Origin of the sequence: Fundicoccus sp. Sow4_H7 (assembly GCF_052115865.1) — a bacterium.
Lineage (GTDB): Bacteria > Bacillota > Bacilli > Lactobacillales > Aerococcaceae > Fundicoccus_A.
On the sequence record NZ_JBQKME010000004.1, the window covers coordinates 201,310 to 208,288 of the forward strand.

6 protein-coding genes and 2 pseudogenes are annotated in these 6,979 nt (G+C 35.8%); 3 read left to right on the forward strand and 5 right to left on the reverse strand.

The annotated features are described in order from the left end of the window. Nucleotides 1–320: 320 nt before the first annotated feature. Nucleotides 321–606 (forward strand): annotated as a pseudogene (locus ACTQ54_RS06110) (conjugal transfer protein); the annotation flags it as partial. Nucleotides 607–664: 58 nt separating this feature from the next. Here the strand turns inward: ACTQ54_RS06110 and ACTQ54_RS06115 are convergent. After that, nucleotides 665–1,549 carry a LysR family transcriptional regulator gene (locus ACTQ54_RS06115; RefSeq protein ID WP_441755249.1) on the reverse strand — a complete coding sequence of 295 codons (885 nt, stop codon included), beginning with the start codon at nucleotides 1,547–1,549 and terminating at the stop codon, nucleotides 665–667. Nucleotides 1,550–1,656: 107 nt separating this feature from the next. On the opposite strand from ACTQ54_RS06115, the gene ACTQ54_RS06120 reads away from it, so the two are divergent. After that, entirely contained in the window at nucleotides 1,657–2,313 is a 657-nt protein-coding gene (locus ACTQ54_RS06120) for a pyridoxine/pyridoxamine 5'-phosphate oxidase (RefSeq protein WP_441755250.1), read from the forward strand. 201 nt (nucleotides 2,314–2,514) lie between these two features. Here ACTQ54_RS06120 and ACTQ54_RS06125 read toward each other — a convergent pair whose 3' ends face one another. The 3 genes and pseudogenes from ACTQ54_RS06125 to ACTQ54_RS06135 form a co-directional block, all read right to left on the reverse strand. Continuing rightward, nucleotides 2,515–3,618 (reverse strand): IS30 family transposase, encoded by a 1,104-nt coding sequence (locus tag ACTQ54_RS06125; RefSeq protein ID WP_441755251.1) that lies wholly within the window; start codon nucleotides 3,616–3,618, stop codon nucleotides 2,515–2,517. Between the two features lie 369 nt (nucleotides 3,619–3,987). Then, nucleotides 3,988–4,467, reverse strand: a pseudogene (locus ACTQ54_RS06130) (recombinase family protein); the annotation flags it as partial. Between the two features lie 117 nt (nucleotides 4,468–4,584). After that, entirely contained in the window at nucleotides 4,585–5,184 is a 600-nt protein-coding gene (locus ACTQ54_RS06135; protein ID WP_166162151.1) for a GNAT family N-acetyltransferase, read from the reverse strand. 404 nt (nucleotides 5,185–5,588) lie between these two features. Between ACTQ54_RS06135 and ACTQ54_RS06140 the strand changes: the two genes are divergently transcribed. After that, on the forward strand, nucleotides 5,589–6,152 hold the full coding sequence (locus tag ACTQ54_RS06140) for a recombinase family protein (protein WP_441755252.1): 564 nt from the start codon (nucleotides 5,589–5,591) through the stop codon (nucleotides 6,150–6,152). Nucleotides 6,153–6,283: 131 nt separating this feature from the next. Here the strand turns inward: ACTQ54_RS06140 and ACTQ54_RS06145 are convergent, their stop codons facing one another. Then, complete coding sequence (locus tag ACTQ54_RS06145; protein ID WP_373780892.1) at nucleotides 6,284–6,709, reverse strand: transposase; 426 nt, start codon at nucleotides 6,707–6,709, stop codon at nucleotides 6,284–6,286. Between the last annotated feature and the right edge of the window lie 270 nt (nucleotides 6,710–6,979).

A 6,979-nucleotide genomic window follows, 5' to 3' on the forward strand; every position in this document is an offset into this window, starting at 1 on the left:
GCAACTATCTTGTCTGCTCCTAACCGGAAGACAAAAAAGCTAGATTCGTAAAGGTCTCGCTAACATTTGTCTGTAAATTGTTTTCAATTTTATCATCATTTATGATACGCATGTCCGTATCATCGAGTCGCATGATAGAAAAGCATCTCATAACCAGTTAACCTAATGTTGAACTTAAGTAAATTTTATCTCTCTTCACAACAAGGCGTTGCATTGGCGTTGCATCGCTAAACGCTTAGCGATGCTCCTCAAATCCTGAGATTAAAGCCTTGCACCACGCTTTAGCAACGTACGTTTTTAAAGCGTTGCGTTTGCGTTGCATCACAACCACTGAAATCAATGAGTTTTTTACAACATTCTTCAAACTCTATCCTACAACTACAGCCAGTAAACTTTCTTACTAAGTAAATGATGGGATATTAAAACCATTCGGAAAGGCTTCTATCTTTCAAGAACTTATAAAACCTTTTCTATAATCGCAGGGATAATCAAGTAACAGTATCGCTAGCAGTGAAATATCTTGACCAGCAGACTAAAGCGACACAAGTTTTTCAATTTAAGTTGACACTCCCAAAGAACGGAAGTAACCGCAAGATTGTAGAATAAAATATTTTATATGGAGTTTGTTATTATATTTAAAATAACAAACTCCCTTTCTAACATTTTACACAGTTAGATTCAAAAATTGCTGGATAAGTTTATTTGTTTTATTCTTCTTTTTATAAATTGCATAAATTTGATGACTTAAAGAAAAATCATGATTATCAAATATTTGTATTTCTTTTAGTAGAGATTGTTCAATATATTCACGAACTAGAGCATAAGAGCTAAAGTAAACTACATCATTTGAAAGTGTATATTCAAGAGCTGATGAAGCATTTTCGAATCTTAACTCAAACTGTAAATTATTTTTCAGCAACCTATCAAGTAATGACTGTGAATAACTATTCTCTAATCTACCGACAAATGTTAAATCGGTTAATTCGTTTTTGGATATATCTGTCGACGTATCAAAATTAGATCTTACTACGAAACAAAAACGATCATTAAGTAAATGAACCTTTGAATACTTTACTTCATTTAATTCAAAATCAAGATTAGGATTTAATCCTATTATTGCTAAATCAATCTTATCGTTCTTTAGTAATTCTATACTTTCATTTGTACTCTTTATAGAAATATTTACGTCTGTAGTTCTTTGTGTAGTCTTAAATTTTTTAATCATAGGATTTAACAGCTTCTCTATCGCTAATTGATGTCCTGCAATTTGTAAAGTCAGTGTCTCTTTATACTCGTTAATTTCGAAGATTATATCTTTTTCAACACTGAATAAATCTTTTGCATAGTTAAAAAGTAATATACCAAACTCTGTTAGTACAATGTTTCTTCCCTTCTTCTGAAAAAGAGAAATACCAATTGTTTCCTCAAATTGCTTAACTTGAGATGATACAGAGGGTTGTGATATTCTCAATGCTTTAGCAGCATTGTACGTTGTTTTTTCCTTTGCTACAGTATAAAAAATTCTTAGGTGATGCAAATTAAGTTCCAAACTGACAACTCCTTTCTTCAATTGATAGGTTTTAGTTATCGTTATTCTCTCATTATATATTGTTTTTTTTACTAAAAGTAAGATAAGCTAACATTGAGGTGAAAATAATGGAGTATAGTAAAAAAATTAAAGAATTAAAGGTACTACAAGGAGATAAACTTAAGTTAGATTGGGAAAACGTAGGCAATAATCCTAGTAAATTATTCTACAAATGGTTAGACATAGCGATTAACTATGAAGTGATTGAACCACAAGCGATGGTGTTGGCAACCGCAGATACAAAGGGCTTTATCACTTCAAGAGTGTTGCTTGTTCGACATGTTGATGAGGAATCTAATTTCTATTTTTCTACAAGCAAAGCTAATCCTGCAGGAGAACAGCTCTCTGAAAACCCTAATGCAAGTTTAAATTTTTATTGGAAAGAACTGTCACAACAAATCATAGTGAGTGGTCGTGTTGAAAAATGTCACCAAACTGATAGTATCGATGATTTTAAGAAACGTTCAATAGGCTCTAAATCAATCTGTTTAGTCCAAAAACAAAGTCAGTTACTGGAAAATATTCAGACAATGCACCTCGCAGTTGAAGAAACACAAAAAGAACTAAAATCGAATCCAGATTTAATCAACCCAAATTGGTCTTTGTTTAAGGTCATTCCAGACAAAATTGAGTTCTTTCAAGGAAGAAAAACAAGAATGCATGAAAGACTAGTATTTACTCGTAACTCAAACAATGAATGGGGTAGAAATTTTATTTGGGCATAGAATTTTATAAAATATCGTTTACTAGATTAGTATAAATTAAAAAGCGTAAATTTCAAGTTTAAGTTAGCCACTTTTCTTTGAATTATTTACTAGCTCTATTTTCTTTTTGGATCGAGTCAGTGCTTGATAATGAGTTGAGGCATGGTAGTCTCGCATATGTCAGCTTTACAGCTATAAAATCATGCCGAATGAGGCTCTTTGTCAAGCACTGACGGGTTCCGCCACTGGTTCCCTTTTACGTTCTTTATGAAATTCTCGAATGAATAAGTCATGTGGAGTTTGGTAGCCTAATTGCTTACGTGGATAATCGTTCATCCAGTTTTGGATACGCAGGCATTGTCTATCGCATATAGCTTCAAGCGGTTGACCTTTAGGCAGGAAGCGGCGAATGATCTTATGTTGATTCTCACTTGTACCACGCTCCCAAGAGGCATAAGGGTGAGTGAAATAGACATTGACGACCTCTTGTAAAGATGTATGAAGCCCTGCAAATTCAGACCCATTATCTGACGTAATCGTCTTAAATAATTGAGAGAATGATTCACCCGCACGTTGATGCAAACTTTCAATTGCTTCATCCACAGCCTGAGCCGTTTTATCCTTGATTTTCAGAATGACTTCATAGCGAGTTTTTCGTTCAACTAACGTCAACAATACGGGATCCGAGGCAACTTTACTTCCAATAACTGTATCAATTTCCCAATGTCCAAAACTCTTTCTTGTCTCAATTTCTTGAGGACGCTCTTCGATAGAAGGACCTAAAACGCGTTGGTTTCGGCGGGCTTTCTTCGTGTTCTTCTTGGTATTTCGCGAGAGTTTCTCTAATAAATCCAGGTTGCGTGTTTTCATGACGTCACTATCAATCCAGTGATATAAAGTTGTTGTGCAAGGGATGATAGCAGTCTCAAATAATTCATTTTCACGAGCAAAGCCAACGACCACATCTGGCGACCATTTGTCTTCCAACATCTTAGTGTCTGCCCACTCAACAAAGGCGTTCATTTTCGCCCATTTAGGTCTTCTACCGCAATTGAGACGTTGTTGGTCATATTGAGCTTTTCCAGTATCAGCATCGTAAATAGTGTAGGTATAGTCATAAATTTTTCCTTTTTGTTTTTGACGTTTCCGTTGTGTGACCGAACCTCTTTTCACTTCATTATGAATGGTTTGAGGTGAACGACCTAGTGACTTGGCAATAGCGCGGTTAGAGTAACCTTCTTTCTTAAGAATCGCAATTTGACAACGTTCTTGATAAGATAGGTGTTTCCCTTTTCGTGAGTTCGTGTTAAACTGTTCTTGCGTCATGTGAATTCATCCTTTTCTATTGAGAGTTGTGGTAACTTCAATATTAACATGAATTTCACGTGGCGTTTTTTTATGGACTTTTAGAAGTGGCTAACTTCATTATAAAATCCGCCCTTTTTATGTTTATCCTATTTCGCTTAAAAAAATTTAAAAATATTATTCGATAGGTATAATTCCAATTAAAGAAATCTCGCTTTATTTGTTTTTGTTGCGTGAACATTTAATTTCAAGTTCGTAAATACCATAAATAATAAATTTTACACTTCTAAATAAAGCATTTTAAGCCATTTTCAAATTAATTCACTTATAGTTATCCGCGAAAACTTCTTAAAATCGACCTTAAAAATCTGTCTCTTCCAATAATTTACTCTACATCTGAAAGCCACTCTGTTTTTGTGTAATCAGCTTTCGTTTATGTCGAGTTAAAGTGCTTTTGCTGATACCAGTCATCTTTTCAACTTCTGAATAAGAATGTATCTCTAAAAGTTGCATAGCTAGAGCTAATTGTTGCGTAGAAAATTTTTTAGGACGTCCCTCTTTAAAGCCTGGTCTCTGTTTTGCGATTTCTTTTCCTTCTTGTGTTCTTTCAACGATGAGATCGCGTTCAAAATCCGCAAAAGCACTAAAAATTGTAAAAATTAATCTTCCTGTAGAAGTATTTTCAATTATACCTAAATTAAGTACATTGATCCGCACACCTTTTTCAAAAAGATACTTGATTGTATTCAATTCGTCTTGAGTACTGCGTGCGAATCGGTTTAACTTTGTGACCACCAATGTATCACCCGTTTGAATCGTCTGCAATAGTTTTTGGAATTCCGGTCAATCACTTTTTGTCCCCGTTATTTTTGGATTTATTATGCATTTCTTTTAGGAGTTATCTATCTGCACTATTCACCGGATTCCGGAAATTGTAGCTACTATACTAAAGAAGACCTTGAGTATTTTACTCAGGGTCTTCTTGCTTCAGATATTCATTTCATAGACACGCACTTCATGAAGACGGTAGCAGATTTTTTCCAATTCTTCTTTTCGCTCGATTGGCGCTTCGAAGTTGAAGTTTCGGATCCCGTATACTTCTCCTATATTTTCAAAACTGATAAAACTCTGTAATATCGAATTATTTGCATTCCCTTTCAAATAAGCATTCAGATACGCTTCCCTGAACAGGAACCCTTGCTTAAGGTACCACTGCGTTGCAGCCATGTCATCCTGGGTCCAAACCTCTACCCGTTCGACCCCATTCTCTCTCAGCTTTTCTTGGGCTGCCCGCCAGAGAGCGGTTGCTAAACCCTGCCCCCTATATTCAGGTAAGACTCCTAAATGCCAAATCACTCCGCCTTTTGAACCCTCAAAGTAGCAGGCATCTCCCGGTTTCTCCTCATACTCACAATCCAGAAAGCCGACGACTTGCCCATTCTCTATTGCTACCATTTGAATAACAGGGTTCTCGTATTCTTCCCGAAAGTTTTGAACATCATCAAAATAGGAGCTGTCCAAAAAGGATACTACTCGGCAGCGAATCCATGATGTTTTGTCTTGGTCTTCGTATTCTCGAATCTTCATAAAAATCCTCCTTTGTAGTAACGGAGGTTAGTTTTCAGTGTTACCTCCTACCACTGTGTTATAAGTAATTCTCTTTTTCGTCCACATGGCAATCACTCCTTCACGATACTAAGTAGAATGGTCACTCCATTTAAGGCCGCTACAGATATTAAATGGAATATCCTGTTCTCTGTTTACCTGTTCAGTATAATATAAAGGGAAACTCTTTAGCATTCCTTATTTCCAAAAGGACTGAGGATCCCTCTGTATCAAAAACAATCGATTATGAGACAAAATCATATCGCCTCTTTTATTAAATAAAAGAGGCGATATTCTGTATCATAACTTGTTACATTAACTACGTATCTATAACCCCCTTTTATGATACAATGAAGGCAGAATTAAAGTACGAAAGGAAGAAAAGCATGAGTGGATACATCTATGGTTATGCCCGGGTGAGTACGCGTTCACAAGAACTAAATCGTCAATTAGACTTACTCAATGAACAAAATTGTAATGAAATCCTAACTGAGAAAATGACGGGAACCAAAGCGGATCGTCCCCAACTAAATCGTTTAAAAGATAAAATTCGTCCGGGAGATACGGTAATTGTGGAAAGTTTCTCGCGTCTAGGTCGTAGTACAAAGGATTTGATTGATCTTGTTACCTACTTTGAAGAGCATGAGGTAAAACTTGTAAGCTTGAAAGAAAACTTCGATACCGGCACCCCCCACGGCCGTTTAATGATGACAGTTTTCCAAGCTTTTAGTCAGTTTGAACGTGATCTAATTGTAGAACGTACAAAAGAAGGTTTGAAAAGTGCTCGTGCTAGAGGTCGTAAAGGTGGCCGCCCGCGTGTTAACCAGAAAGATATTGATCGAGCAGTAAAATTGTATGGTAGTCAGGCGTACAGCGTAAAAGAAATTACTGAAATGACTGATATAAGCAAGGCAACACTCTATCGCTACTTAAAAGACAATAGAGATTAATCTATTTTAATTTATGATTCGGGTGTCAAAAGTGGGTTTTTTTCGAGAGCAGGTTTCATATTTTGAGGGCTTCATCCTAAAAATTGCAAAAAAAAAATAAACTATACATTATTCAATTCTCTCAACGTTATTTAAGCCAGCTTTGCTTTAATTTCCAGACTCTTTATCATTCTTTTCACATTAATTGCTCCTATTTTCATGAAAAATCTTAATTTTGTCCGCACTAAACCATGTACTGGTATACAATCTACGCGATACTTTCTTCGCAACAGGGATGGGATTGCTTCTACACCATTTCGGATACGTGCATAAGCTTTATATTCTGGTGTTAGGAGGAGAAGTTTATACCGCGCCAAGTGAATTGTATTTTTTAGGATCTGGATAGTAGCTACTCTCTTTTGAAATTTAATCCCACAACGGTCTCTCAAGGGACAGTCTTGACATTTTTCTTTTTCCATTGTTAGCCGGAAGGTACCGCCTTCATGATCCCAATAACTGCACTTTTCTGGGGACTGTCTCATAGGACAGTGGGTGATTGTATTCATATCTTCGTTCATTACGAATTGACCTTTACAAGAATCCGTTTTTTTACCTACTAAATTGGTTGTAATCAATTCTATATTTAATTTCGAAGCTTTCTTGCGTGCTTCATCTGATCCGTAGCAAAGGGTTTTGCGCCGCTATATAGTGATAATTCATCTTCAAGACCAAATACATGTAACCGTCAAGTACAAATGGACAGAAACGCTAAATAAGAATGGACACTTTCGTTGATTAACTTTTAAATATTTTTTCTTTATGTTTCATTCGATAACTTTCGCCATCCA